Source organism: Paraburkholderia sp. J69-1, assembly GCF_905220255.1.
In the GTDB taxonomy this organism is placed as follows: domain Bacteria; phylum Pseudomonadota; class Gammaproteobacteria; order Burkholderiales; family Burkholderiaceae; genus Paraburkholderia.
Map to the genome: position 1 here is coordinate 23,880 of NZ_CAJMZG010000019.1, position 24,267 is coordinate 48,146.

Below are 24,267 nucleotides of genomic sequence, written 5' to 3' on the forward strand. Positions count from 1 at the left end.
TTCGACTCATTGTTGAAACGCAAAAAATGGCGCGGCCGTCTTTTGTTGCAAAGAGGCCACGAGGTTTTCCCGAAGCGCGTTTGCGCGCGTTAAGTCGAGCTTGTTTCGGTCTGGGGTTGCGCCGAGGGAGCGGCTTGCGGCACCGGCAGACCGATCAGTTTCAGCATCGCCTCAATGGCGCCCGGATGACCGTCCATGTCGGAGCCGCCCATCTGTCCGTGTGTATAGGGGAACGTCTGGCATTGCGGATCGGTGAGCTGAAAAATGAAGCGGGCGCTATCTTGCGGAACGACGCGATCGCCTTCCAGCACTTTCGGCGAAGCCTTGAACGGATCATCAGAACCGGCTTGATAGGTGAAAGCCAGTTGATGCGTGCCGTCATTATTGGCGAAAGTCTCGTGTCCCGTTCCGACAAAACAGTAATACGGCACCGGCGTATTCTCCGGCGACGTGACGGTAAGGGTCGAAAAGAAGTCTTTCGCCTTACCCAGACTTTCCGCGCAAAAACCGAGCTGGTCGAGCGCCTGCACGAACGGTGCGCTGGTGTCATCGGTATAGATATCCAGAGAATTACCGCTGCTATCCTGAATGAAAGTCTTTCCAGGCGGTGGCAATAGTTCGTACGTCGACGGGAATTCAGGTTTGTCCACCACCGCCTTGATGAAATCTACATATGCCCCAGCTTCTAGGAAGCCAGCGATCTTTTGCCCAAGGATCGCTCTCAACGCAAGCGGCGCGCCATAGTGCGGCGTTGCCAGCGTGATGAGCGCCTGGGTGTTTTGAAACCAGTTCCCTCTTTGCAATGCAGGATCTTCGAGCAGGCATCGGCTGACCAGCCCTCCCATGCTATGCCCAACGATATAGAGTTTATAGGTCTGACCCTTGCTTGCGTATACGCTGTCGAGTTCGTTAAGTGCCGTGTTAAGCATGCCTGCCGATACCTGATTAGTTTGCCGCCAATCGTAAGGGCAGTGATAAAAGACTTTCGCCAGCGGTTCATCAAGATATTTTGTTTTGCTATACAACGGCGAGCAGGTTTTCGAGATGGCGCTCGTGAAACCCATTTTCGTCTGCATATAGTGGATGAGCGAGTGGTAGCATTTGAAATCAAGCCCGATCGTGAATTGATCGACGAGATCGCCAACGGTCAATGGCGTTTCGTTGACGATAGCCGAACAGTAATTATCTTCATGGTGGTGAGAATAGGGTCCTACGTGGCGTATTTCCAGCGCTTCGGGCCAAACCCTCGTATTGGGCATTTCGGCAGCGTCGACGGGGGTATTTAATTCCGATGCCGACGTACCGGGTACGAAAGCGATGACAATATTGTCGGTGGTTTGCATAAGGTCTCCTGCGTAGATGAAGAACAGCAGCGCTCAGCGATCCCGTATCCTGCCTGACATCGGAAGAATCCACGGAATCCCAGCCTCGCACGGGCGAGTATGGATGGTGATGCGGGGATTGAACCTGGCAAGCGGGCCGGTTGTATCGTCGCTTTCCAGAGATAGCAAAATGTTATTTGCGGCATGATATAAGACGCAAATAACATTAATTCCGATTGTTTTGCAGAATTGACTTAATTTACAATAAATATAATTCAGGAAAAAAAATCTTTCGAATTTCCTGTAAAATTTGGCAAAAGGAATAATCCGCCAGCGTCGGGCCCCGTGGCTTCATTTTATTCGTATGAATAAAATTCGCACCGACAGAGGATATTGCATTGCGAGGATTTTTCTACCTATTCAACAAGATAGGCTAAAGTCGCCATTGAGCTCGGTTTCCGGTTTGCGACAGGGCTGGTCGCCGCGTACAGTTGCCATTGCAAAGGCAATCGGAATCCAATTCTCCGCGGCAAGCACCGCCATCGCCGGCTACGAACTGCCGGTGTCGACCCGGAGCAGACTGTCGACCTACCAGAAAGCTGATGACTTTTCGCAACGGCACAGCGGCCGGTCGTCTATAGGTCGGCAAAAAGGCAATGTAATGGAACTTCTGATTGAAAGTAGCGCATACGCACTTTCCCTCCGACCGGAAGATGATGGCAACAACAAAGATCGCTTACGGTAGGCCGTGACGTGCATGAATTGTCCGAAATCCTCCCTTATGTATCGAACGTCCGTTGTTGGACGAAAGCTGCGAGAGATCGCCTAAACGTGGTGCCAGTGACAGGTCCACTTCTTCTCGACTGCAGGCGCATAACCCTTCTTCAACATGCACTGATTTTTACTTGTCTGGGTGCCCATATAGGAGAAGTAATCGGCCCACCCCTCAAGTTCTTTGTTGGTCGCTTCAGGCGGAATCGGATATATAGCGCTGCAGTCCTGTTGCAACGCATCCGTTTGAGTGCAGGCACACGATATCTCGTCCTTGAGTACCTGCTCCCTGCTACGCCGCCCACTCAAATTCGGCCACCTCCAGCGCGTCGTTTCTTCCTGTAAAGGCGTACCAAAGATGCAGAACTTGTGTCTGTATGCAGATTGACTGACTCGCCACCCGGTAATTATGGCTAGACCTAAGCATATGAATGCAAGGTTGAGTTTCCACCTCTTGGTCAAGCGCCCCATGTTTACCCATCTGAAATTGATACGATAACGAAAAAGCCGCCCCGTGCTGTGGCGTCGCTCGCGCCGAAGCGTCCGACCGACTTCTTGCGGTAGACCTGTGCCCAACAAAGGAACAGCCCTTTCGCAAATTTATGGACGTCAATCAAGCGCGAGAGTTTGACAAGCTCGACCGTGCCTCACTGCCAAACACCGCCACCGCACCTGTCCGATGTTCAGGATTGACTGATGCGGCTCCGCGTTATCGCCAACCTGGTAGCTCATGCCTGTGGTCAAAGCGAACTTCCGCCCATCCTTGAGCGTTGTTTCAAGTTCGCCCTCCAGACAGAACAGGATATGTCCTTTTTGGCACCAATGATCCGCAAGGTAGCCCGGGGTGTATTCCACCATCCGCACACGGATCTGGTTCGGCTTTTCACCAAAGAACTGCGTGCGCCAATAGGCCATGCCAGTTTCCCCAGGGTGCTCTATTTTTTCGATTTCCGCCCAGTTGGTCGTGCCGAAGGCAAACGCATCCATTTTCATTCTGTCGCTTCCTTTAAAGGTCGGGCCCGTACTCGGGTCAATCCGCCGTCGCGATCCGCCACTGACGTTCGCATCTGACGGACTTGAGAAGCTGAAGATTTTTACACACTCGCCAAGTGGATTGTTGACGATCCACATCGTGGTGACGAGTGGCGAGTGTCGCGTCATGGCCGGCTCTCGCCCGACGCGGCTGCCCGGGGTCGACCCGAAGGGGTATCTATCTTTCCCCACACCGGACATTCGTGGGTTGTATTGAAGGTCCGAATGGTTGACATGTGTCTCAACTGCCAGTCACTCGACGCAAACTGCCTTCTTCGTGACGCAAACCTGCGTGGCAGTCCTTCGGGACCTGCCTCCCGAGGGATATACGCGTTAGCCTTTTTCCGGACGTGGCCGGCGAGCGACGTCCGAATTACTCCAATCATCCGGCATCCACCACGATGCACGTTTTGTCCGGGTGAACGTCGTCTCCGTCCGTTGAGTGCGACGCGGCTCAGGCTCTAAATTGGTGGCATTAAATCCACCAGGCGCTTGCGAGAAGCAAGGTTACCTCGCGCGCCGCCCCGTCCGAGCAAACCGCCAGCGCTGCGGAATGGTCGGGCGCATCTAGAGGAGACACCGCCATGGCCCATCAGATAACGTTCCGTTTTGAGGACGGAGTGACCCGCTTCATCGAGTGCAAGGAGGGCGAGCGCGTCACCGATGCGGCCATTCGCGCCAAGCTCAATATTCCACTCGACTGCCGTGATGGTGTGTGTGGCACCTGCAAGGCGGTCTGCGAGTCCGGCGACTACGTACTGGGCGACTGCGTGGACGATGCGCTCAGCCCCGAAGAGGCGAGCGCCCGCAAGGTTCTCACCTGCCAGATGAGCCCACGTTCCGACTGCGTGATCCAGCTCGCCACGGATTCCGATGTCTCAGGTTCCGGCCCGTCCTCCCACCAAGGACGGATCGTCGCCCGCGAACGAGCGTCGGACACCACGATCACCTTCTCGGTCGAGTTGGAGAAACGCGCGGATCTCAGCTTCCTTCCCGGGCAGTATGTCAACATCCGGGTGCCCGGCACCGATCAGACCCGCTCCTACTCCTTCAGCTCGGGGCCGTCCGAGCAGCGTTTGTCCTTCCTCGTGCGCAATGTGCGTCAAGGGGTGATGTCGAATTGGCTGTGCGAATCCGCCAAAGTAGGAGACCAAATCGAATTTCGCGGCCCGCTGGGAAGCTTCTACCTGCGTCCCATCGAGCGGCCGTTGCTGTTTCTGGCGGGCGGCACGGGCCTCGCGCCGTTCCTCTCGATGCTGGACAAGATCGTCGCAGACGGCGGCAGTCCGTACCCGATCCACATGATCCTGGGTGTGAACACCGACGAGGATCTGGTCGGCATTGACCGGCTCGAAGCCTATGCGCAGCGCCTGCCGAACTTCGCCTATGCCTGCACCGTCGCCAGTCCCGAGAGTGCCTATCCCAACAAGGGCTATGTGACCCACCACATCAGCGCCTCCCAGCTGAACAGTGGGGATGCGGATGTCTACCTCTGCGGTCCGCCGCCGATGGTCGATGCGGTGCGCGATTTTCTGTCGTCCGAAGGGCTGACGCCGCGCAACTTCTATTACGAGAAGTTCGCGGGCACCGGCCTCGTGGTTCAGACCGGCGAGGAGCGCATCGCTCCTGTCGATGTCGATGAAGCCTTCGACCTGCGCATGGCGCTCGAACTGGGAGCGGCTCAACTGACTATAGGCCGGCTGTCGAGCGAGCAATTGATCGTGTTCCGCCAGCTCGCCGAGGCAACGGCGCCGTTCGTGTCCGGGCGGCGCTTTACCAACGTTGCCCGCTACATCGAGGCCAACCACGCGTTCCACCTGTTCACGATCGAAGCTTCCGGCAACGCCCAGTTGATCGCGCTCTACCGGCAACTGGCCGTACAGAACTACATCGCTCGCGCGCTGACCGACCAGATCGAGATCGTCGGCGATATCGTCCAGCAGCACCGGGACATCGTTGCCGCCTTCGAACTGGGCGACCTGAACGCGGCACGGGACGTGATTGCGCTGCATGCGCTTCATTCCAAGGCCACGATGAGCCGCGCGCTGGAGCGTATGACGTCGGGCAAGACGGCACCCATCGTCGCAGCGCCACCCTCTGCCCCATCTGCCCCGGCTGCCCCGGCTGCCGTGCCGCAGAGTGCGCCGCAGATCTGCCCATTCACGGCCAAGACCCTTCCGCCCTATTCACACGAACTGGACTGGCCCGAAGGGCTGGAGCCATTCAAGGTTGTCGATGACGGCTCGCAAGGCGACCCGTACGAGCACTATCGCTGGATGCGGGAGCATGCGCCGGTGCTGCGTTGCCAGTCGGCGACATCCGATGTGTGGTTTCTCTCGCGCTATGACGATGTTTATCAGGCGATCCGCAATCCGAAGCTGTTCTCCTCCGAGGTCGTCAGCCCGCCGCCACTGACTTTCCTCACGCTATTCGATGCGCCCGATCATACGCGGTTGCGCAAAGTCGTCCAGCCGTCCTTTCTGCCGCTGGCCCTCGATCCCTTTACCGAACAGATCGCGCAAAAAGCGGAAAACCTGCTCGACGCGATGATTGCCAAAGGCGGCGGTGATGTCGTCAACGATTTCGCCATCCCGCTGAGCATCTCAACTATCTCCGCGATGATCGACGTGCCGAACGAAGATGAGGAGAAGATGAAGTTCTGGTCGGACGAGACCTTCAGCTACTTCGGGCGCCTCGCCCGCAACGCGCCGGGGACCGGCACCGACGAGCAGAGCGCGAAGGGTTTCTTCGCCTACCTGAAGGAGGCGATGGAGCGGCTCGTTCTCACCGGCAGCCAGTCGATCGGCGGGCATATTGCGCGCATGTGGAAGGACGGGCTGCTCTCGGAAAAGGAAGCGAAGGAGCTGTGTGCCTTTGTGTTCATAGCCGGGCATGACACGACGACCATCCTTGTCGCCAACGCTTTTCGCATGCTCGCTGAACAGCCGGAACTGCTGGGACGTATTCGAGAGAACCCCACCGACGCCGACCGTTTTGTCGAGGAAGTGGCGCGCTATCGCGGAACCGTCCAGCGTGTGAGCCGCATCACCACCGAGGCGACCACTGTCGCGGGCGTCGATCTGCCTAAGGGCGCGGTCGTGCGATTGCTGCTGTCGGCCGCCAACCGCGACAGCCGCAAGTTTGCCGACGGCGAGACATTCGACATCGACCGCGATACCAGCGGCCATCTGGGTTTCGGCAACGGCATGCACAAGTGCCTCGGCGCGCCGCTCGCGAAGCTGGAGACGCTGATCGCGACGAAGGCTTTGGCCCGCAAGGTCGGCGATATTGCGCTCGATCCAGCAAGGCCAATCCAGTATGTGCGGGGCAATAATCTGACCAACTCCGGCCCGGAGCAGCTGTTCGTGAAACTCGGTGGCTTACCGCGGCCTGAAGCGGATGAGGGGACGCTCGAGTCAACCGGCGCTTGCCCTCTCATTCGGTAAGGATCGGTCGTGGGCCGCGGCGCGATATTCGGTTGGCCGCAGCCCCGTCTGTTTGCGGAAGAACCGGCCGAAATAGGCCTCGTCCTGAAAGCCAAGTTCACTGGCGATCTGTTTCACGCTGAGCGTCGAATAGCCGAGCAACCGTTTCGCCTCATGGATGGAGCGCGCATCGATCGCCTCGATTGCCGAGCTTCCGAATGCGGCGCGGCAGATGCGGGAAAGCTGGCCGGTTGTCACGCCCATCTCGTCGGCATAGCTGGCGACCGGCCGCCGCTCACGGCAATGGCGGTCAAGCAGGGCGCGGAACCGCTCGATCCGTCCGGCCATGGTCCGTTGCTCGGAACTGGCTGCAAGCCGGACGCTCTCGCTGAGGCGCCCAATCTTGACGAACAGGGCAATCGTCAGCGCCGCGCCCGCGGTGTACTGCCAGCGCTCGTGGCTCTCCGCCTCGTGCCCGATCGACTCGAACAGGGTGTCTAGAGACGTGCCGCGCTCGACCTCGGGATTGATCGACAGCACAGTCGGCGTGCGGATGAATTCCAGCAGTTCGGGCGCGGCCGTCATCGCCAGCGATTCCAGCGCGGACTGCGCGGCGGTGATGACGTGACCGTCGACGTCACTGCGAAAGTGAAAGCCGTGAACCGAGCGCGCTGGCACGACGATCAGGCATGGTGCTTCGACTGCCCAGCTCTTGCCGTCGATGAAGGTTTCGCCGCCCCCGGCGGTGACGTAGAGCACCTGGATCAGCGCGTCATGGACGTGCGGCTTGATGTCGAAGTCGAAACGGCCGGCACGCAGCGGAATGCGTTCGTAATGGACCATGTCGACCCAGGATTGGTCGGCTTCCGCGCCGTAGAGCGCGAAATGCAGAACGGTCCGGCGGCGCTGTGTGTCATTGGCCATGATGCACGTTATGTCCTGCTCTATGTGATCTCTGTCCATTGTTCCATAGGCGCTGGGGGCGTTCAATGGCGATACGGACTTCCGCAAGCGAAATCGCATCGAAAATTTCAGAAAGGACAACTACATGAGACAGAAATTCGAAAATCATGCCGCCGCGTCGGCCCCCTACTCGCTAAACCTGGACGGAAAGGTCTGCGTGGTCACGGGTGCGGGCAGTGGCATCGGTGCCGGTATCGCGCGCGCGTTCGCCGGTGTCGGAGCACATGTGGCGTTGGTGGACCGGAATCTTGGTGGCGCTGAAGCTGTCGCCGCCGAACTCCAGAACGCCGGTGCGGTGGCGCAGGCGATCGGCTGCGACGTGTCGGACGAAGCCTCGGTGTCCGAGGCTGCCGGCGCGGTTCGCGCAGCGCTCGGCCCGGCCAGCGTGCTCGTCAACAATGCGGGGCTGCTGCGGGCCGGACCTCTCGACACGGTGTCGATCGCGGATTGGAACCAGGCCATCGCAGTGAACCTGACCGGCTATCTGCTGTGCGCTCGAGCTTTCGGGGCCGACATGCTGGCCACGGGCAAAGGCAGCATCGTTCACGTTGCCTCGATTGCGGCACTCAATCCGCAGACCAATAGCGGTTCGTATAGCCCGAGCAAGGCGGCCGTGCTGCTGCTGTCGCGTCAGTTGGCGGCGGAATGGGGCCCACGCGGTGTGCGCAGCAACTGCGTGCTGCCCGGCATGATCCGAACCGCGCTGTCCGCGAGGTTCTACGAGGAGCCCGGCTTCGAGGCTCGCCGCGCCGCCGCCACAGCGAGCCGCCGCATCGGCGAGCCGGAGGACCTCGCCGGCCCCGCCCTGTTCCTCGCCTCCGACCTGGCTGCCTACGTCAACGGCGCGGAGGTACTGGTCGACGGCGGGCTCGATTGCATGCTGATGGACATGGTCCCGCGCCCCGGCTTCAACGCCACCCCGGCGGCCGCGTGAGCACCAACACACCATAACGACAAGGAGAGTAGATATGACCAAGGAGATCACTTGCGACCTGGTCGTGGTCGGATCGGGTGCCGCGGGCCTCGCTACCGCGATCACTGCAAAAAAGCGTGGCCTCGATGTCATCGTGCTCGAAAAGGAGCCTGTGTTCGGTGGTACCACCGCGCTGTCGGGCGGAGTCCTGTGGATTCCGCTGAGCAAGTATGGCCGGCAGCAGAACCCGGCTGACACCGTCGAGCGCGTGCGCGAATACATGATGAGCGAGACCGGCAGCAACTACGATGCCGCCGCGGTCGAATGCTTTATCGAGAACGGGCCGAAAATGGTCGAGTTCTTCGAGCGGGAGACCGAGATGAAGTTCGTGCCTACGCTCTATCCGGACTATCACCCCGATGCGCGCGGCGGCGTCGACATCGGCCGCTCGATTCTCGCCGCGCCCTATGACATTCGCGGGCTTGGCAAAGACATGCGCCGTCTCAAGCCACCGCTCGAGACGATCACCTTCATGGGGATGATGTTCAATTCCTCGAACGCGGACCTCAAACACTTCTTCCGCGTGACGAGGTCGATTGTTTCGTTTTTCTACGTAGCGCGGCGCCTGGCCACGCACCTCCGGGAACTGGCGCTCTACCGGCGGGGGATCAACGTCACGAGCGGCAACGCGCTCGCCGCGAGGCTCGCGAAGTCGGCGCTGGCGCTCGACATTCCGATTCTCACTTCGACCCCCGTGAAGGAACTGCTGAGCAAGGACGGCAAGGTAGTCGGCGTGCGCGCGAGCGCAGCGGACGGCGACCTGCGGATCACCGCGCGGCACGGCGTCGTGCTGGCTTGCGGTGGCTTCCCGCACGATCTCAAGCGCATCGCGCAGGTCTATTCGCATGTGAAACGCGGCGGGGAGCATCTCTCGCCTACTCCTGTCGGCAATACGGGCGACGGGCTGAACATGGCGGAGAAGATTGGGGGTGCCGTGGCGCTCGGCTTCGCCGATGCGTCGGCCTGGATGCCGGTCTCGAAGGTGCCCTTCGGCAAGGGCCGCACCGGCGTATTCCCGCATCTGCTCGACCGCTACAAGCCCGGCGTAATCGGCGTGCTGCGCAACGGCCGGCGCTTCACCAACGAATCGAACTCCTACCACGATGTCGGCGCGGCGCTAATGCGCGCCTGCGAGCGTGAACGGGAGACGGCAATGTGGCTGATCTGCGACAAGGTGGCGCTTGGCAAGTATGGACTCGGCTATGCGAAACCCGCGCCGATGCCAGTGTGGCCGTTGATAGGCAAAGGCTACCTCGTCAAGGGCGAGACGATCGGCGAGCTGGCGCGCAATTGCGGGATCGTTCCTGAGGCGCTCGAGAAGACGGTCTCTGCCTACAATCGCGACGCCGAGCGCGGAGAAGACCCGGCGTTTCAACGCGGACGCACTTCGTTCAACCGTTATCTCGCCGATCCGGACAATCAGCCCAATCCTTGCGTTGCGCCGATCGCGACCGGCCCCTTCTATGCGTTGAAGGTCGTGATGGGCGATCTGGGCACGTTCGACGGCCTCAGAACCAGCGTCACTGGCGAGGTGCTGCGCGCCGACGGCAGCCAGATCGACGGCCTTTACGCGGTCGGCAATGACCGGCGCAGCGTGATGGGCGGCAACTATCCGGGCGCCGGCATCACCCATGGGCCCAACATGACTTTCGGCTATGTCACCGGTAACGCCATTGCCGCCAAAGCGATGGCCCGCAAAGAGAAGGTGTACGCATGAATACCCAACCCATATTTCTGGCAAAGCCCCTCGTGGATTTCCGGGTCTACACCATCGCACTGCGCAAGATGCCCGAGTTTCTCGACGTATTCGACAGGCTCGCGATGCCGATCCTGCGCGAGACGCTTGGACATCCGCTCGGCTTCTGGACAAGTCTGGTCGGGCCGCAGAATCAGTTCACCCACCTGTGGGGGTATGATGATTTGCCAGACTACGAACGACGGTGCCTTGCACGCGATACGCATCCGGATTTCCCGGCCTATCTCAAGGCATCGGGCCATCTGATCGTGGCACAGGAGACGCGGCTCATTCGTGCCGCCGCGCTGGCTAGTGTCGCAGAGTGAAAACGAGCCCCCTTCCCCCTGTCTATGCATTGCGTGCGTTTGAGAGCGCTGCCCGCCACAACTCATTTACGCTTGCTGCGGAAGAACTGAGCCTCACACAAAGTGCCGTGAGCAAACCGTGAATAGGCGCAGCCGTTATGAGGGCACCTTCCGCTGCTCGATGCTTGAAATCGACCTCGCCCATATTGCAACGGCCGCGGTACGGAGCTTGTTGTTCGAATTCCGCACCCTTGCGCGAAAGCCGAGTCCGCGCTGCGGTGATAGATCGAGCGTGTGCTGGACGCCGTCGCCTCCACGTGACATCGTGTGGGCGAACTGGCGTTGCGCGCGCTCAACGAATCCCGTCCTGACCCGGCGCGACGACGGACCGAGGTAAAGTCTTCCCGCGCTGCTCTTCGAATCGCGCGTCACCAGTTAAAGCGCAAGTCGTCCCGGCTGATACGCGATTCGAGGAACTAGATCGGGCGAGCATTTTTCCGGTTGCAGATTGCTCTTGCGCCCGCCGAGCGTCAGCCCACTTGAAACTCGCGCGGGTGCCCCAACAACGACCGGATCTATCTAAACTCACGCTGTCATGGCCACGCGAAAACCTTCACATCGGGGCAGAAAAGCCCTCCTTCTGCCGCTGGCGCGACACCGGGCCTTGGACTTGATTCTGCGCACGCGCCTTTTCCTCGAGCGCGCCCGCAGCGGCAACGCCGATCGCGGGATCGGTCAATCATCTGGCGCAGGTCTGCGTCATAAGCGGATACATCGCTCGAGCAGGCCACAGCGCGCTTCCGCCGGAAAAGTTCGATTCGGTCGAGCGATGATTGATGAGCTTCATGCACCGGGGAGATGCAACGGGCGAGTGGGACGAACTACCCGCAACGCTGGTGGAGGGCCTGACTGAAGCCGTTAACGAATACGACGCGATGCTGAGCACCGTCCGGCTCGAATTGTTTGCACGAGCGAGTGACTATCTGGATCGCCTGATTGACCCGTTTGATCGCAACGGGAAGACTATGGCGTTGGTTACCGGTCATTAGTTGCGCGCTCGAGCGTATTCCGACGCGCCCCGCAGGACCGACTGACAACAATTGTGCAGGGTCAAAAGGCGTACGCCTATTGCCGCCGCTCGTTGAGCGGCGGTCTAACGCGCGTTGATAAAAACACGCGTTTCTCATCAGATTCACTTTTCGAGCATAACGCACAGAAATGCCCCCCATGTGCAGCATTGCTTACACATAAATTGCCGTGTGGGCCTTTGGAAGGGGCGCTCTCAGCTCTGCTGCTCAATCAATGATCCGCACATTCGGCCTTCATGATATCCAGCCGCAGGCGTCTGCCATTGACACTGCATCAATGCCGAGTTGAGTAAGGAAAGCAGTCATCACAATCAACTCAGCAATAAATGAAGCGCCATCGCTCGCGAATAATGCCACCGCTTGCGCGGTAACGACGACACCGACGATGAACCAGTGGTACCACGACATATTGTCTTCGAGCGCATCGAGGATTTTGCCAATGCCGGTCAAATCGTAGATGCCAGAGATCAGGTTAAAGACCGCAGTCGCTGTATCCACTGCACCATCGGCGTCACTGATGGCCTGAAACGACTTTGAGAGGCTGTCTAGTTGGGCCTTTGTAAGCTCGCCGATGAGTGCCGTTGCGGCTTTGGTGCAAACGTCTGGTGTTACACCCAGAAATTCGAAGAAAACGGAAAAGCAGTCAATTGCGACCGTGATTTCTTTGGCGGTACATGCGCTAATGCCGACGGATTTTGCAGCGTTTGCATTGGCATTCGAATTCGTCCAAGGGATTTCGTATCCGCCCTGAATCATGTCGAACATGTCGCGAATCGCTTTATCTTTTTCGACGATTTGACCGTGAGGGGGAGGATTATCGGCAAGGAAATTATCAAGAACCGGCTTGATTGTATTTTGAAAGGTTTCGAAATCTTGTTTCTCAAGTCCTACGAACGGTGCTGACGTATTCATTGAAGGTTACTCTCGAATATAGAAAACTCAATAAAAAGAAGTCGTCATTTTTATATAAAAATACATCATCAAAAATGATATAAATATAATTCAAGACGTACTTCCCCCGTAGCCACACCGTCTTGTGTATCAGCTTGGTCGGTGCGAGCAAAGGGTATAATATTTTTTAGTTTTTTCTACCTATTCATTCAGATAGGTAAATTATTTCAATTTATTTCGGCGTTTCGACTGGATTGCAACCTGAATTTCAGTTTGCCATTCGTTGCCTTATCACATTCGCGCTTTGCACTGGTGCGCGGCGGTAGGATTGGAATCCAATTAATTCATATACCGAACTAATAAGAATATGCAATCTGGCCGATTCATGCGGAGTCGATGTGTGATGTATTCGACAGCCTTGTGCGCCAAATCATCGAACACCTCTTGTGTGGGAGGCGTCTCTCCCACGTGCGGCAGAAGGGCCTCATCGACCATTTGAGAAATGTTTCTTGTATCGACGAGTCGCAAGCGGCGCCCAAAGATACGAGGAAATCCAAATAAGAAGTGCTCAGATCGGGAAGAGTTTGGATGGGTGATTAGAACGCACACGAATGTTAATCGTGCCGGATTACCGGAATCAGCACAGGCACCCAAAAGCCCGGTGCGAGTTGCTGGCGAGCAACCGGGACGCGTTGCGCCAGGGCGTGTTGGCGCGGACGGCACAGCCTGCCGACAGGCAAGCATACCGGCGTCTCCTTATGATTCGTGACTCCCGCCGCAGGCTTGGGACTGGAGTCCATTTCATTCTCTAGGCGCGAAGTCAGCCCATCTAGGCGCGAAGTCGGCCCAATGCGCTCGTTTGAGAACTAATCTCAAACGAGCGCATGATCTCTTTGCTTAGGGAAATACACCGCTCCCCGAAGGGAGACGGTGTACGTAGAACGCCTTAGTTCACGCAGAAACAGCGTGTTGGCGATTTTCAAGCGTGACAATGTGAGGAAGCAGGCGTGCATAAGCAGCCCGATCATCAGCATCACCACGATAGTCACGAAGCATTGAGGCAAAGTAACGAATCCGCGTGCCACGAATCTCGAATCTCGGGTGAGATACGATTGCGAGGAATTCGTCCACATTACCTGCCTGTGCCGCTACATCAACCGGTCGCATTCCGAACGAGTTGACGCCATTCACGTCATTTTCGCTCGGATTCCAGCCACTCGTCTTGAGATGATCGACAAGTTGATAGACATTGCTATTGATGATCGTGTTCATGATTAACTCCTTTTGCCACTTGAGGCAACGATAAAGGAGTCCGTGCAGTGCACTCGGCAGAGTCAGAAGCATCTGCGAAGCACGCGGCACGTCATAACACGCTGGTCTGAATTGAACTTTGCTAAAGATGCCGATCGAACGGCTGAATTAACTTTAACAGATGCACATTCCAACGATCAAGCTGAAATTTAGATCACGAAAGGAAAATGACGATGGATCCATTTCATTCAATAACCACAATCTCATTCAGTGCCTGCCGCACAGATGCGAATTCGCCTCCTTAGACAATTTAGAAAACAAGAGAAGCCACTGCCCGATCTGTTGATCCGTTGTGTCATTTCGAGTTGAAGTGCAAGCTTCGTCGCGGCGTCTGCCGTGCTGATGCGGATCACCCCGTACTGGCGCAGGCGCCTGCCATACATTGAGCTTCCAGCATAGACAATCGCTGGCGGTGTGCGCTATCAGCGATACGTGGTTGGCCGTCGATCCGGTCGCGGTCGCCGCGCGACCGTTCAAGTGATGTAATCCCGCTTGAAATTAGCGCGCGGACTGGCGCGACCTGGCTCAGGGATGTGGCGGACCCTTCTTTTGCGCGAGGTCGAAGTGCGGGGCCTTGTTCGAGCGTTCGATATCCTCTTCGAGGCTAGTGTGCAGCGTCGCGATCGCCGCCAGCGGATCGGCTGGCTTCAGTTGCTCGCGCGCAAGGGCGTCATAGGCGAATCGACGAACAACGGGGTCGCGGGACTTCTCAAGGACCTCGTGATAGACGTGCAGCATGTCCTCGGGGCGGTTGGTCATACTGTAAAGGCGACGCAACTGTTCGAGATCATTGATCACGTCGAAGCCAGGGCCCCCAAAAGGATGATGTTGACCGGGCTCTCCCGCGAACTCGGGTGCGTGGTGCTCAGGGGGCGGGGGCGGCGGCGCCGACTCGTCGGCGTGAGCTTGCAGAGTCGCAAAGCCTGCGATAGCGATGGCGAGCAGAGTTTTATTCATGGTCGGTAGCTTCCAAGGAAATGGTGAACGCACACTCACAATAAGCGCACCGACAGCTTCCGCACCAGGTTGAAAGACTTCGTAACGTTACCCGAGGTTTCTACGTTAAGAATTGGCAGACCTGCCTATTTCAGTTTGCACATGGGCGAGAAAGACGCGTCGATCGGCCGGATATTCGCGCGGCTCACCAACGACGTGTGAAGCGGATGCCCGTTACGGGCGAGAGCTAAATCGTTCCCTCGCCATTTATGGTGTTGCCGATTGGCCGTCGACTTGCGTTCATTGCGACTCAGGCGAGTATCTATGTGATCCCGCGACCGCGGGTTCCAGGCAATCTCGAAGAGGAGTTCAGCATGCTTCCTCTATTGATGCGGCGTGCCACCGTGGCGATAGTGGCTATTCTCAGTTGCTTTTCCATCGCGGCGCAGGCATCTCCGAACTAGGATGCACAGGCTGCGTTCGACCAGGGGTATCGGGAAGCGATGGCGCAGGTTAAGCGACAACAGGCCTAGTTAGCAGTCGCCGCCGGGCAAACAAGCACGGCGGTGGTCTCGCCCCGTCAACCCATTGGCGCACTGTCTCGACGCAGAACGGTGCGAGCACCGCGCGATAGCCCCCAATCTCTTCATCAGGATCCGGTATGCAGTCGAACGACGGCACGACGTCATCGAACACGAACTGGCTGATGCGAGCCCGACCGGCTTGCCCACCCGTAATCCCGCGGCCGATGAGCAGCAGCAGATTAGTACCTAGGGAAAACTGAAGCCTCCTTTTGGAAGCGGGTTTTTGGCCCGAAGGGCCGAGGTGGGTGCTTAATGAGGCAATCGCTGTATATTAAGGATAGTCATGGAATTTGACGCGTGAAGGATCAGTGACATTACGTGCGCAAATGCTTTACCAATGTCTTCGCGTCCTGGCTAGCAATGCGGCATGGCGGGCGGGTCACGCGCACCGAGATGAGCGCGTGGCTCTGCTTGCGGGGTCTGTCGGCAGGCCCACTGCGCACGTCCTTGCGGCTCGTCGCGGACAGGCAATAAAAAAGCGGCCACCCCGTGAGGGGTGACCGTCATGCTTCGTCATGCGGCACGACGAAATGACTTTGTCTGCTCACGCAGACGCTCCTTCTGTTCGAGTCGGACCGCGCGATCGGCAAGCCGCTTCGTGCGACGCTCGTATTGCAGCTTCCAGATATCGCAGAAGTCCACACCTTCCTGGACCGATGCGATGATCACGACGCGCTTGCCCATCGCCCGCAGCTTTGCCGCCAACAGGTCAGCGTGATGCTCACCCGGGCGAATCCTGATAACGCGTTCTTCACCACCCGTGCCTTTCGTTGCCCGCTTTTCCTGCTCGCGGTCTCGATCGGCGTAGATCAGAATCGTGTCGTACCTGCCCCAGTCGATGTCAGCGTTGCTCAGATTGTTGCAATCGAGCAGGCTGCGCACTTCGATCTTGTTTTCATGTTTCGCGACGACGGCCAATCCGTTCTCCGCCCCCTCGGTCAGCGCCAGCGTCCGGGAAACGGCGTTATTCAACCGCGTCGATCCGCCAGCTGGTCCATCGGGGGACGACATCTGTTTCTTCGCGGCCGACTTCCCCTTCGAGTCGACGAAGGGCACCTTCTCACCTTCCGCAGTGAGATAGCATCGCTGCAACGTCCTCGCTAACTTGTCGCCAGCAGCGACGAGTCGTTGAAGGAAGACCGGATACTTCCCCTTGAACTTGCCGTCAAGATAGTAAGGCAAGCCCTGATGGTAACGGATATCAGGCCCGAGCCATTCGGCGCGCAGCCCGGGTATCCGGTTCGAGAAGTAGCTCCAGACAGGCGAGGCAGCTGTTATGGCCAGACTTGATTCCCATGTGGCGCGGAGTTCCGAGCGAAGCTCCTCAGGATTTCTCACCGGACGCGAGGTGACCTTTGGAACAACGATCGCCGGCGCCATCCCCTGGTTATAACGCTTAGTACGTAGTTCATAGTAGATCTCTCCAATCGGCTTGCCGGTCACTTCGTGAATCACACTGATGAGATTCCCGCCGGTTTCGCACTTGGCGCAATACCAACCTGAACCACCCTTTCCGCGACGCTCCCAGATAATGCGGAACGTCGAACTACCGGTACAGAACGGACAAGCCCCCCAGCGACCACTGAGAGTATTCTCATCCTGTACGTAGTACGGCAGCACATTTCTCCAGTCGACGGATTCAAGGTCGACTTTCTCTTGCGAATCATTCATGGTGTATGCCTCTTGCCTGCGATTGGCAAATAGAAAGGCTGAAGACTCACCATGAGCCTTCCTGATGGGTACCGAAGCACGCATCAGGAAAGCCCCCGAAGGGGCGATCCGGGACCACGAAGGATCCTCTCGTACATCTTTACAAACGACTATCTGCGGCCGCGATTGACGACCTGGAAGTCGTAGATGTTGCGCAACTTTTCTTTGCGAACGCCGTTACGGATTTGCCAGAAGTGTTGGCGCCCCCGCTTCAGACTAATCGTGTCGCCGACTGCAACTCGATTGGATTTCACATGCTTCTCGAGCTCATAACCTCTGAACTGCTCTTCCTCGCCGGTTCCGGTCCGCAACGTGATCGAGTAGATCTCAAACGGGTCCTTCATCGGCTTCTTGACCTCGATGATGCCGAAGCCGACGACCATTCCGGTCACGCGACGCGCGCCGTGAAAGTCCGGGGCGCCCTCCTCGACGCCGTTCAGCCTTGACTGGTGCTGGTGCTGAGTGGCAGGAGGTGCCGGCGGCTTGACACGAACCCGGGTGCGCGGTACAGCTGCGGCCACAGGCTCGGGTGCCGGGGCACGATGTGGAGCTTGCACGTCCAGTTCCTCGAAGCAAGGCATCTCGGCCCAGGGCGGAACACCATCATCCATCGTAGGTTCAACGACCGATGGCTGGGACGGGTGCTTCTGCACCATCGCCTGCTGAGGTTCCGGATGCGACGACGGTGTTTCGGCTGGAGCGTCAGTTTTGCGACTGTTGCCTCGTCGGCGTACCGCCGCGATCTCCCGGCGCGTGTACTCGATCGCTTCTTCGAGCGTAAACGCGACCTTTTCACTTGCCGCAGTGCTTCGCGTGAACGGCGCAAGCGGCTTGCGAGCACCGGCCTTGTCTTTGCGAGCACTACCCATCTCCATGCGCTGGATCTCGTTCTCTGCCCGGTAGACCGAGAACCTGAACCGCTTGCCGGAGATCTCGACTTCTGCGTGGCTGTCGGCGAATTTCATCGCCGGTTTGCGTGACCAGATCAACGGCGGTTCGCCGTCCTGGCTAATTGACGAGCTGCAAGTCGATCGACGGACAACACGCGCTTGTGGCTCGTCAACAGACTCACTCAACTTCGAGCGAGCTGCCTCCTGGCGTGCCGTTACGCCTGCGGGGGCGTCCTTGCCAATACCGATCCAGCGTGCCATGCCCCGGAGGCCACGATACGCGGTCTTCAACAGCTTGATGAGAACAAGCACTCCTACCGTGACCAGATTGAAAACCCCCAACCGCGGGTGTGTAAAATTCCTTTTGGTGCGTTTATCCATCAATTTCTCCAGTCTGTTACGTCGATATAGTCTTCAAGCTTGTGCACGCATTTGAGCAGCAAACCCTCGTCGCCGAATGCCTCAATGGTGAGAAGAAGGCCTGCGAAGTGCTCACGCAAACAGCGCGTAGCGACCCGCCGGATCCACTCTCCATCCCAACCGAGACGCTCACAGACAAAGTCGAAAGACACCATCACGTCGACTACCGCGACACCGTCGATCGTCTCGGCTGGCCGAGGATCCTGAAAGCCGTAGATCCACTGCATCGCGTCGTAGACACGCAACTCGTCCTGATCACGTTCCTCGAAACCGAAAAGGTCGGGGCCGGTATCCTGGTGGAGCGCGTTACGTCGCTTGACGATGGCTCGAAGGTCGTTCCACATGAGGTTGCCCATCAGCTTGCACATCACCACCTCAGGGCCGTCACTATCCTCGATGCAGCTAAGGAGATTCTCGAAGGACCCTACCGGCATCTGAGGCTCAACATCGTTGCCGCCAACAGAGTCCTCTTCGACCGTGGTCGGTTCAGAATCCGCAAATGCTTGTTTGTCGCGGGCGCGGCGGCGAGCGTCTTCCATCAAGGCGTTCCATACCGAAATTCCAGTCTTGACAGGTTTTGGCTTGTGTTTCGGCCCAGGGGCGTGCTCGATTACGGCGTCGTTTGCCTGTTCCTCCAGATCGGCCTCCCGCGTTAGCTGAAGTACGCAAGGGGGTATGGCAATTGACCGAGAAGTCGCGACTTCTCCAAACAGTTCCAGATTCATGATGCTTCCCCTATGCCTCATGGAGGCGATTGATATTCGGGAAGCGAGGCCAGCGTATTTCCCCTGGCGAAGGACACGGGAAATGCGCTGCGGCGTCTGGCAGGACCACAGGTTGGGTTGCTGGTCGCGGGTTTTGCCGGCATCGCGAAAGGCCGAATCGTCGCGATAGATGGACTGATCGAGCGAGCGGTGAGGACCCTCAAACGGACCTTTGAGCGTCGCATTACCGACCTCTAGTCCGCCGACCCGTGGGAGATCAGAACACGACTCATGCGCGCGGTCCTTGTGGAACGCTCAGGGACAAGTGCCGACGCAGAGGGATAGACAACGCGTGCTTCGGCACGTCTGGCTTGCAGTTAAGCGCGGGACTGGTGAGACGAAAGCCCCTAAGGGACTTTCGTGCACGATTTCGTGGAGGAATAGTTACTCGGCTTTAATGCACAGCCATGTGCCGTTGACCCACTCTTCGGTCAATTTGCAGCCGTTGAGAACAATTACAGCGCGCAGCGGATGGGTGCTGATCACGACGCGCGCGGGGGATTTCTGGTTCATGATGACCTCTTTGTGCCTCGAAGGCATGGAAAAGAGGTAATCGCGGCTCAATCCAGCGATTTTCCGGAGTCCTACTGACTCAGGAAAATCTCTTCAATGGCCTTTTTTTCGTGAGGCTCCGGGATATCACGACGATATGCGTGCGCGCGTGACCCGGCGCTTCCCGCGGGAATATCGGGAAGCCCCAACGGGGCCTTCAGAATCGTTGCGAAGCTCAGCGGATTGCCGCTGGCGCAGTGTGTTGAGAAAGAAGGTTTTGAAGTAGCGCGGCCCACATCGCAGCGAAAGGTGCGATGACAACCATTACGACACGCCCTAAAAGGATGTTTGCTTTGCTTTCGTTGATGCCGCCGCCCCAGATCAGAATCACGCAACCGATGGCATAGACGATCGAGAAGGCAGCCACAATCGCTGCGGAATTCCGGGTACGCGTGCTGAGCGTGTTCATGATGAGCTCCTTTTGCCGACTGCGGCGATGAAAAGGAGTCAGCGCAAAGCGCCTGGCTAACGATTGCAGTTAGCGAGGCGAGCAGCTATCACAACACGATTGAGTAGATGAGGTTCAGATATTGCCGATCGAACGGCTGGTCAAACTGTAACCGAAGCGAAGCTCGTTTTGCAAGTCATTTGAGCTGAGCGTTGCGATCAAAAGCCGCGACAATTGAGCTTGGCCGGCAACCCCAAAGGGGTGCCGAGCCAGGTTTAGGTTGATCGCTTACGAAGCCGGCTCCGACTCACGCCACAGCCGCTGCCATGCACCCGTAAAGGCCGCAGCCATCTTGGGGACATGACGGAATACGCATGCATTTTCCGCATGCTCATCTGACGCGGCAGCCTTCGTGAAGTTGAAGCTACCAGTTTCGACAGCCGTTCCGTCTAGAACCAAATATTTGTCGTGAAGCATCTGGAGACGATTGTCGAATTTAACGGGGATGCCGTTTTGAACCAGCATCCGAACTCTGGACGCAGGCTTTCGGTTCTCCGTCGCATCCGCAACGACTGCGACCTTAACGCCGCGCTGGTGAGCGGTGATGAGAGCGCGAGCAATATCGAGCGAAGTGAGCTCGTATGCGGCCACCAGGATGGTCGCATCGTCACCGGCGTGCGGACGAACCTCGTTAATCGCATGGATCACGCGGGGATTCGCGCCGCCCTCCGGAGAGAAGCCGCAATCCCACGTTGCGCCTTGCTCGAACGCGTGTTGCTCCGATCGTCCTTCGCCACGGTCCTGCGCATACGGCGTGCGGTGGGTATGCGACCCATAGTCCTCCCGCGTGAGCAGATGCTCCATCGGGCGGATGAACGAGTCGATGCTCTGCGCCTGGGATGAGGCGCACGGCATGATGAGCGCCATCGCGAGGGCGAGGAGACAGGCCTTGCGTTTCATTGAAAATTTCCTTGATGAAGTAAGTTCCGATTGATCTGACGCCGCCCGTTGGGAGCAGACGTGCCTTTCAAAAACGAGCGACGGATAGTTGTCCATCGACTCGCACCACTTGTCGAAGGCAGGGTGGATTTGCGAACCTCATGCCACTTCTGGCGGTGATGGAATGTGTGTGCTAGACGCACGGCAATGCCGGTCGCATTGCGGTACGGCGTAGAGGGCGAGAGTGATTACGAGCGCAGATCGCGAATCAAGGACCGCGTTCTGGGAAAGACATGATGCTCATGATTGATCTCCAGTTCCTGCCAAATCGGCATTGAAAACCAGAGTGCCGCTGGCACTGCGATGCGCTCGTGGCATGGCAGTGGCTAGCGAGATGGTGTCGTGTGAGGGGGCGAGCCGTGCGTGGCGAAGAGGACCCGCCAGAAGGCGGGTCCATATAGAGTCACGTGGTAAAACCTGTGCCGGATGACTGCACGGGCTTAGTCCGCAGACTGCGGACGTTGCCCCAGCCCGAGAATACCCAAAATGCAATGGGTAACGGACTTCAGTGGCTCGGTCAACTCCTATGCAAAGTCGACAAGTTCAGCGACAAAGGCTTTCGTGTACGTGCTCATATAGTTCCTCATTGAATTTTATTGACCTGTTATCTAAACCGCTTCACGAACCTCTTCAGCCCGCGAACGCCGATCCAACCAGCTGCGCAAAGATGCAGGATAAGCATCAAGCCATGAAATGCGACCAGGACAGTGCCCAGAAACACATCATGGGTCACATGTTCCACGCTGTCGAAAAGACCACTGAGGAACATTGCAGATGCACCGATTACGAGGGACAACGCTGAGATGAGGACCACATCGGCCAGAAAACGGACGAATACGATCAGAACCTCGTTGACAGATTCCCGGAACTCTTCCTTCAGTTCAGATTCTTTGCGCAGAGATCTCTCGCGATTTTGATTGCTTTTCATATAAATTCACCTGACGTTGTGCCGTGAAACGGCGTTAAAAATCAGGAGTCGCAAAGGACAATGACAGGTCGTCCTGTCGTTGCCCTTTAGTGGGATGAGTTTGCGCATGCGCGCGTCAGCGCACGAAGAAAGAGCACAGCAGATAACCCCAAAAGGAATTAGCTGCTGCACAGATTGCGGGTAAAGATCAGCTGCGAGCCCACGGCTCGATGCGACGGGCAAGCTTGAAAGCGGCGATGCCGATTTTGCGAGTCAACCGGGATGTGAGACGCAGCACCCGAAAGGTGAAGCGCAACAGCACAACGGTGCAGATGACCGCGAGGGTCACGAGGTTGAGAACCCCAAGTCTCGGTACGATCCAGCGGGAGTACGAGGGGGAGTAGATCTTTCCATTCATGGGAATCTCCTGATGCCACATTGGCAAGTGAAAGCCGGAGATGTTGTTTGGGCACGTATAGGCCTGTTGAGGGGGGGACGCCCGCAGCAGGATTGACGTGATGCGGAAATCCTCCTCCGCACGGAAGGCCGGACATCCGCATTTATTTTGATTAGTGACGATGGTTGCCTCGGCCGTACTCGATGGAAGCCGAGATGGTCGCGCCCGCGAAACTCAAGATGAGCGCCAGCGGAACTATCGCGAAGGCGATGACCATCCCCCATCCTTGCAGAACACCACCGATCAAGATCGAATGGCCCAGCAAGGCGTCGGACATCAGGTGCAGAACGTTCATGTGCGCGGCGTGTACCGTCGCAAAGTAACCATCCAGTGCAGCCTGACCACCGATCTGGAAGAGCTCCGCCCAACCTTGAGTCTCTTTGGCGATTCCAACAAACAGAATGACAATCCCAATGAGCCAAGAGGCGGCGAAGGGAATCCACATGCCGTTGCTAAAAGCACGCATTGCCGAGCTGAATGCTGCGACGGCCCGATCGAAAGTCGACGGGCTGGCGTAAATCGATTTCACGTTCATGATTAACTCTCCTTTGCCGTAGTGGCACAAAACAACGGGAGAGCGGAACCGGTCGCATTGCGCACCCTATCCTTTCTGGACGCGTGGTCGAGAAAGGACTTGATGGTTCGCGTTGAAAGATGGGAAGACCCGAAGGCGTCTTCCCTGATCGTGATTGACGTTGTAGCCGGCGTGTTGTTAGACACGCAGGTCCAATCTCTGGCATGCCGGGCAGATATCCGGACCGAAGTCGCGAGCAGCGGCAACGGGGCGAGAGACGCAGATTCAGATTACGTTTGATGATGTTCCAGTCATGCCAAAAAGGCGCGTAAAAACTGGAATGGCGCGGACTCAGCCACTTTTGCAATCCAGAGAATTGCAGAAATGCTGATACGCCTGAGTGTGTTCATGCTGCCGCCAACGCGACGCGAACAATTCTACGCATTGGAAATGATGGTTGCAAACAAAAATTTCGGCACCGAAGAATGCGACGTGCCCTCCGGGGTCCATCCTCGGCGCCCACGATCGAAGTGCACCGCCTGAGCAGCGATGAAAGTCGAAAAGGAGGCTCGATACATCCCGCTTTCAGCGTGGACCGGGCGGTTGCGGGCTAGAAAATCGGGAAGGGAAATGGGTATGGCTGCCATACCCTTCGAAAGGGACATTTAGTTTGAATACCACAGAGCACTCGCAGCTAGATCCTTGGGCTAGCGTACCCATCATGCGCCCGAAGAACCATGAGCGTATCGAGGAGATCCGGACGAACGTTATGTCGACGACCGAGATGCGCGTCTATTCTCCGCTGGTACGCCGGTGGGTCTTACGCGACTTCTACTACGTATCGGAGCGCCTTTTCATCCTGAGTCGCGGCGTGAACACACGTCACGAAACAGCCAAGACGTTGCCAGGCCTTTTAAAAGCGCTCAAATTCGCGACGCTTGGCCTTCAGCTGGACGCTGCAGCGTATGAGGGCGAGGTGAACGAGCACGTCTTCGAGAAGACCCGTTTCGAACTGTATCTGGTCTCTCCGCTCGCAGCGGCGCTCTTTCGCGAGCTTCAGCGCGCCGATCTGGCCGTCGCGCAGCTCTACATGTCCGAGTACAAAAGATTGATCACGTACGAGCAACGGGAGGGAATACTAACTCCTCTGCATCTTGCGCTACTCGCGATCAAGCAGCACGCCCTTGGCCATGTGCCGAAGACCATGGCTGAGCTCGCTGAGGAGCTTCAGATCACCTAGCTACATATGCGCTACGCTTCGTCGTGTTGGACCGGCGTGGGACGGCATACGTACCTCTGTACGCCCGCGGGAGCGGATCTCGGCATCCCA

The 24,267-nt window shown here is 57.7% G+C and carries 21 protein-coding genes and 1 pseudogene; 7 read left to right on the forward strand and 15 right to left on the reverse strand.

Going from position 1 to position 24,267, the window contains the following annotated elements; translation table 11 throughout:
- Positions 1–89: 89 nt before the first annotated feature.
- Both U5A67_RS28940 and U5A67_RS28945 read right to left on the reverse strand, forming a co-directional pair.
- Positions 90–1,343 (reverse strand): lipase/acyltransferase domain-containing protein, encoded by a 1,254-nt coding sequence (locus U5A67_RS28940; RefSeq protein ID WP_321816976.1) that lies wholly within the window; start codon positions 1,341–1,343, stop codon positions 90–92.
- 1,359 nt (positions 1,344–2,702) lie between these two features.
- Positions 2,703–3,086 (reverse strand): DHCW motif cupin fold protein, encoded by a 384-nt coding sequence (locus tag U5A67_RS28945; protein ID WP_321817114.1) that lies wholly within the window; start codon positions 3,084–3,086, stop codon positions 2,703–2,705.
- Positions 3,087–3,709: 623 nt separating this feature from the next.
- Here U5A67_RS28945 and benC point away from each other — a divergent pair.
- On the forward strand, positions 3,710–6,571 hold the full coding sequence (gene benC / locus U5A67_RS28950) for a benzoate 1,2-dioxygenase electron transfer component BenC (RefSeq protein WP_321816977.1): 2,862 nt from the start codon (positions 3,710–3,712) through the stop codon (positions 6,569–6,571).
- Here the strand turns inward: benC and U5A67_RS28955 are convergent.
- Complete coding sequence (locus U5A67_RS28955) at positions 6,542–7,474, reverse strand: helix-turn-helix domain-containing protein (protein WP_321816978.1); 933 nt, start codon at positions 7,472–7,474, stop codon at positions 6,542–6,544. The genes benC and U5A67_RS28955 overlap by 30 nt on opposite strands.
- A 124-nt stretch (positions 7,475–7,598) precedes the next feature.
- Between U5A67_RS28955 and U5A67_RS28960 the strand changes: the two genes are divergently transcribed.
- The 5 genes and pseudogenes from U5A67_RS28960 to U5A67_RS28980 all read left to right on the forward strand — a co-directional run bounded on the left by U5A67_RS28960 (position 7,599) and on the right by U5A67_RS28980 (position 11,575).
- Complete coding sequence (locus tag U5A67_RS28960; protein ID WP_321816979.1) at positions 7,599–8,447, forward strand: SDR family oxidoreductase; 849 nt, start codon at positions 7,599–7,601, stop codon at positions 8,445–8,447.
- A 34-nt stretch (positions 8,448–8,481) separates the two neighbouring features.
- Positions 8,482–10,203, forward strand: a complete 1,722-nt coding sequence (locus tag U5A67_RS28965) for an FAD-dependent oxidoreductase (RefSeq protein ID WP_321816980.1) — start codon at positions 8,482–8,484, stop codon at positions 10,201–10,203.
- Entirely contained in the window at positions 10,200–10,547 is a 348-nt protein-coding gene (locus tag U5A67_RS28970) for an NIPSNAP family protein (RefSeq protein ID WP_321816981.1), read from the forward strand. The genes U5A67_RS28965 and U5A67_RS28970 overlap by 4 nt, the downstream gene beginning before the upstream one ends.
- A pseudogene (locus tag U5A67_RS28975) lies at positions 10,544–10,663 on the forward strand (LysR family transcriptional regulator); the annotation flags it as partial. The gene U5A67_RS28970 and the pseudogene U5A67_RS28975, both read left to right, overlap by 4 nt.
- A 699-nt stretch (positions 10,664–11,362) precedes the next feature.
- Entirely contained in the window at positions 11,363–11,575 is a 213-nt protein-coding gene (locus U5A67_RS28980; protein WP_321816982.1) for a hypothetical protein, read from the forward strand.
- A 273-nt stretch (positions 11,576–11,848) separates the two neighbouring features.
- On the opposite strand, the gene U5A67_RS28985 is transcribed toward U5A67_RS28980, so the two are convergent.
- From U5A67_RS28985 to U5A67_RS29040, 12 genes are all read right to left on the reverse strand, one after another.
- A complete protein-coding gene (locus tag U5A67_RS28985; RefSeq protein WP_321816983.1) occupies positions 11,849–12,526 on the reverse strand; it encodes a hypothetical protein in 678 nt (225 codons plus the stop codon).
- A gap of 930 nt (positions 12,527–13,456) precedes the next feature.
- On the reverse strand, positions 13,457–13,777 hold the full coding sequence (locus U5A67_RS28990; RefSeq protein WP_321816984.1) for a hypothetical protein: 321 nt from the start codon (positions 13,775–13,777) through the stop codon (positions 13,457–13,459).
- A 564-nt stretch (positions 13,778–14,341) separates the two neighbouring features.
- Complete coding sequence (locus tag U5A67_RS28995) at positions 14,342–14,773, reverse strand: hypothetical protein (RefSeq protein WP_321816985.1); 432 nt, start codon at positions 14,771–14,773, stop codon at positions 14,342–14,344.
- Between the two features lie 1,076 nt (positions 14,774–15,849).
- The gene (locus U5A67_RS29000) at positions 15,850–17,007 is read right to left on the reverse strand and encodes a toprim domain-containing protein (protein ID WP_321816986.1); all 1,158 of its coding nucleotides are present in this window, start codon (positions 17,005–17,007) and stop codon (positions 15,850–15,852) included.
- Between the two features lie 149 nt (positions 17,008–17,156).
- A complete protein-coding gene (locus tag U5A67_RS29005; RefSeq protein WP_321816987.1) occupies positions 17,157–18,317 on the reverse strand; it encodes a hypothetical protein in 1,161 nt (386 codons plus the stop codon).
- Positions 18,317–19,081: a hypothetical protein gene (locus U5A67_RS29010; RefSeq protein ID WP_321816988.1), complete on the reverse strand. Its 765-nt coding sequence runs from the start codon at positions 19,079–19,081 to the stop codon at positions 18,317–18,319. Before U5A67_RS29010 ends, U5A67_RS29005 begins: the two co-directional genes overlap by 1 nt.
- Positions 19,082–19,504: 423 nt before the next feature.
- Entirely contained in the window at positions 19,505–19,633 is a 129-nt protein-coding gene (locus tag U5A67_RS29015) for a hypothetical protein (RefSeq protein ID WP_321816989.1), read from the reverse strand.
- 214 nt (positions 19,634–19,847) lie between these two features.
- On the reverse strand, positions 19,848–20,081 hold the full coding sequence (locus U5A67_RS29020) for a hypothetical protein (protein WP_321816990.1): 234 nt from the start codon (positions 20,079–20,081) through the stop codon (positions 19,848–19,850).
- Positions 20,082–20,348: 267 nt separating this feature from the next.
- A complete protein-coding gene (locus tag U5A67_RS29025; protein WP_321816991.1) occupies positions 20,349–21,020 on the reverse strand; it encodes a phospholipase D-like domain-containing protein in 672 nt (223 codons plus the stop codon).
- 643 nt (positions 21,021–21,663) lie between these two features.
- Positions 21,664–21,987, reverse strand: coding sequence for a hypothetical protein (locus tag U5A67_RS29030; protein WP_321816992.1), 324 nt, complete (start codon positions 21,985–21,987; stop codon positions 21,664–21,666).
- Positions 21,988–22,174: 187 nt separating this feature from the next.
- Positions 22,175–22,384, reverse strand: coding sequence for a hypothetical protein (locus tag U5A67_RS29035; protein ID WP_321816993.1), 210 nt, complete (start codon positions 22,382–22,384; stop codon positions 22,175–22,177).
- A 151-nt stretch (positions 22,385–22,535) separates the two neighbouring features.
- Positions 22,536–22,958, reverse strand: coding sequence for a hypothetical protein (locus tag U5A67_RS29040; RefSeq protein WP_321816994.1), 423 nt, complete (start codon positions 22,956–22,958; stop codon positions 22,536–22,538).
- Between the two features lie 748 nt (positions 22,959–23,706).
- On the opposite strand from U5A67_RS29040, the gene U5A67_RS29045 reads away from it, so the two are divergent.
- Complete coding sequence (locus tag U5A67_RS29045; RefSeq protein WP_321816995.1) at positions 23,707–24,177, forward strand: hypothetical protein; 471 nt, start codon at positions 23,707–23,709, stop codon at positions 24,175–24,177.
- The last annotated feature ends 90 nt before the right edge of the window (positions 24,178–24,267 follow it).

Bases quoted from the DNA above. Each gene is read 5' to 3' on its own strand.
- U5A67_RS29020 (WP_321816990.1), bottom strand. From the start codon at position 20,081: ATGAACACGCTCAGCACGCGTACCCGGAATTCCGCAGCGATTGTGGCT.
- U5A67_RS28985 (WP_321816983.1), bottom strand. From the start codon at position 12,526: ATGAATACGTCAGCACCGTTCGTAGGACTTGAGAAACAAGATTTCGAA.
- U5A67_RS29035 (WP_321816993.1), bottom strand. From the start codon at position 22,384: ATGAATGGAAAGATCTACTCCCCCTCGTACTCCCGCTGGATCGTACCG.
- U5A67_RS29045 (WP_321816995.1), top strand. From the start codon at position 23,707: ATGTCGACGACCGAGATGCGCGTCTATTCTCCGCTGGTACGCCGGTGG.
- U5A67_RS29025 (WP_321816991.1), bottom strand. From the start codon at position 21,020: ATGAAACGCAAGGCCTGTCTCCTCGCCCTCGCGATGGCGCTCATCATG.
- U5A67_RS29040 (WP_321816994.1), bottom strand. From the start codon at position 22,958: ATGAACGTGAAATCGATTTACGCCAGCCCGTCGACTTTCGATCGGGCC.
- U5A67_RS29030 (WP_321816992.1), bottom strand. From the start codon at position 21,987: ATGAAAAGCAATCAAAATCGCGAGAGATCTCTGCGCAAAGAATCTGAA.
- U5A67_RS29000 (WP_321816986.1), bottom strand. From the start codon at position 17,007: ATGAATGATTCGCAAGAGAAAGTCGACCTTGAATCCGTCGACTGGAGA.
- U5A67_RS28955 (WP_321816978.1), bottom strand. From the start codon at position 7,474: ATGGCCAATGACACACAGCGCCGCCGGACCGTTCTGCATTTCGCGCTC.
- U5A67_RS28995 (WP_321816985.1), bottom strand. From the start codon at position 14,773: ATGAATAAAACTCTGCTCGCCATCGCTATCGCAGGCTTTGCGACTCTG.
- U5A67_RS28965 (WP_321816980.1), top strand. From the start codon at position 8,482: ATGACCAAGGAGATCACTTGCGACCTGGTCGTGGTCGGATCGGGTGCC.
- U5A67_RS29015 (WP_321816989.1), bottom strand. From the start codon at position 19,633: ATGAACCAGAAATCCCCCGCGCGCGTCGTGATCAGCACCCATCCGCTG.
- U5A67_RS28960 (WP_321816979.1), top strand. From the start codon at position 7,599: ATGAGACAGAAATTCGAAAATCATGCCGCCGCGTCGGCCCCCTACTCG.
- U5A67_RS28970 (WP_321816981.1), top strand. From the start codon at position 10,200: ATGAATACCCAACCCATATTTCTGGCAAAGCCCCTCGTGGATTTCCGG.
- U5A67_RS28945 (WP_321817114.1), bottom strand. From the start codon at position 3,086: ATGAAAATGGATGCGTTTGCCTTCGGCACGACCAACTGGGCGGAAATC.
- U5A67_RS29005 (WP_321816987.1), bottom strand. From the start codon at position 18,317: ATGGATAAACGCACCAAAAGGAATTTTACACACCCGCGGTTGGGGGTT.
- U5A67_RS28980 (WP_321816982.1), top strand. From the start codon at position 11,363: ATGAGCTTCATGCACCGGGGAGATGCAACGGGCGAGTGGGACGAACTA.
- U5A67_RS28940 (WP_321816976.1), bottom strand. From the start codon at position 1,343: ATGCAAACCACCGACAATATTGTCATCGCTTTCGTACCCGGTACGTCG.
- U5A67_RS28990 (WP_321816984.1), bottom strand. From the start codon at position 13,777: ATGAACACGATCATCAATAGCAATGTCTATCAACTTGTCGATCATCTC.
- benC (WP_321816977.1), top strand. From the start codon at position 3,710: ATGGCCCATCAGATAACGTTCCGTTTTGAGGACGGAGTGACCCGCTTC.
- U5A67_RS29010 (WP_321816988.1), bottom strand. From the start codon at position 19,081: ATGAATCTGGAACTGTTTGGAGAAGTCGCGACTTCTCGGTCAATTGCC.